Below are 1617 nucleotides of genomic sequence, written 5' to 3'. Positions count from 1 at the left end.
GATAATGTAAGAGAATATTTTTTTTTACAAGTTTCTATTGATTGAGTTTAATAGGGCTTGGATTATAACAACACATTATACAATGGAGAGTTTGATCCTGGCTCAGGATGAACGCTAGCGGCAGGCCTAATACATGCAAGTCGGACGGGATTTGGGAGCTTGCTTCTGATGAGAGTGGCGCACGGGTGCGTAACACGTATGTAACCTACCTTAATCTGGGGGATAGCCTCTCGAAAGAGAGATTAACACCGCATAACATTACGACGCAGCATTGCGATGTAATCAAATATTTATAGGATTAAGATGGGCATGCGGAACATTAGCTAGTTGGTAAGGTAATGGCTTACCAAGGCTACGATGTTTAGGGGATCTGAGAGGATGGCCCCCCACACTGGTACTGAGACACGGACCAGACTCCTACGGGAGGCAGCAGTAAGGAATATTGGTCAATGGGCGAAAGCCTGAACCAGCCATGCCGCGTGCAGGAAGACGGCCCTATGGGTTGTAAACTGCTTTTGTACCGGAATAAACCCTTCTACGTGTAGGAGGCTGAATGTACGGTAAGAATAAGGATCGGCTAACTCCGTGCCAGCAGCCGCGGTAATACGGAGGATCCGAGCGTTATCCGGATTTATTGGGTTTAAAGGGTGCGTAGGCGGCCTGTTAAGTCAGGGGTGAAAGACGGTAGCTCAACTATCGCAGTGCCTTTGATACTGACGGGCTTGAATGTACTTGAGGTAGGCGGAATGTGACAAGTAGCGGTGAAATGCATAGATATGTCACAGAACACCAATTGCGAAGGCAGCTTACTAAGGTATGATTGACGCTGAGGCACGAAAGCGTGGGGATCAAACAGGATTAGATACCCTGGTAGTCCACGCCCTAAACGATGAATACTCGATGTTGGCGATATACGGCCAGCGTCTAAGCGAAAGCGTTAAGTATTCCACCTGGGGAGTACGCCCGCAAGGGTGAAACTCAAAGGAATTGACGGGGGCCCGCACAAGCGGAGGAGCATGTGGTTTAATTCGATGATACGCGAGGAACCTTACCCGGGCTTGAAAGTTAGTGAATAGAGCAGAGACGCTCTAGTCCTTCGGGACACGAAACTAGGTGCTGCATGGCTGTCGTCAGCTCGTGCCGTGAGGTGTTGGGTTAAGTCCCGCAACGAGCGCAACCCCTATGTTTAGTTGCCAGCACGTTAAGGTGGGGACTCTAAACAGACTGCCTATGCAAATAGAGAGGAAGGAGGGGACGACGTCAAGTCATCATGGCCCTTACGTCCGGGGCTACACACGTGCTACAATGGGCAGTACAGAGGGCAGCTACCTGGCAACAGGATGCCAATCTCACAAAGCTGTTCACAGTTCGGATCGGGGTCTGCAACTCGACCCCGTGAAGTTGGATTCGCTAGTAATCGCGTATCAGCAATGACGCGGTGAATACGTTCCCGGGCCTTGTACACACCGCCCGTCAAGCCATGGAAGCTGGAAGTGCCTGAAGTGCGTAACCGTAAGGAGCGTCCTAGGGTAAAGTCGGTAACTGGGGCTAAGTCGTAACAAGGTAGCCGTACCGGAAGGTGTGGCTGGAATACCTCCTTTCTGGAGCATTATCCCT

General features: G+C 50.6%; 1 rRNA gene. It reads left to right on the top strand.

Annotated features, from left to right (window positions below):
• The first annotated feature begins 79 nt into the window (after positions 1–79).
• A 16S ribosomal RNA gene (locus E2R66_RS27970) occupies positions 80–1601 on the top strand.
• The last annotated feature ends 16 nt before the right edge of the window (positions 1602–1617 follow it).

It is taken from the genome of Mucilaginibacter psychrotolerans (genome assembly GCF_004519315.1).
In the GTDB taxonomy this organism is placed as follows: domain Bacteria; phylum Bacteroidota; class Bacteroidia; order Sphingobacteriales; family Sphingobacteriaceae; genus Mucilaginibacter; species Mucilaginibacter psychrotolerans.
Note: the sequence above shows the minus strand (reverse complement) of the source record. Positions and strands in the feature narration are given on the sequence as shown.